The organism is Kiloniella laminariae, from assembly GCF_027214005.1.
GTDB lineage: Bacteria > Pseudomonadota > Alphaproteobacteria > Kiloniellales > Kiloniellaceae > Kiloniella > Kiloniella laminariae_A.
In genome coordinates this window covers 1-249 of sequence record NZ_JAPWGY010000050.1, presented here as the reverse complement: position 1 = coordinate 249, position 249 = coordinate 1, and the positions used below count along the sequence as shown (strand labels likewise).

The window sequence follows — 249 nt, the reverse complement described above, 5'->3', positions numbered from 1 at the left end:
GGTGCTATCGGGCTAACAAGCGACCAGGAAAAATATGAGCGTGCGGTCACCCTGATTCCTAATAGTATGAGCCTACCAGATCGCTTGGCGCTCATCGCAGAGCTAGAACGAACTTACTTAACGAAAGAAGAAAGTAAAAACATTCATGCTCGTCAGCAGCAAATTACAGAGCAAAAAAAACAAGTCAAAGATTACCAACAAGCATTACAACAACTTGAGTCCAAGCTAAGAACGCAAAGAGCTTCTAGC

The 249-nt window shown here is 43.4% G+C and carries 1 protein-coding gene; it reads left to right on the top strand.

Annotated elements, in window-relative coordinates; genetic code table 11:
* A partial coding sequence (locus O4H49_RS20565; RefSeq protein WP_269425306.1) for a hypothetical protein occupies positions 1–249 on the top strand: 249 nt, incomplete at both ends.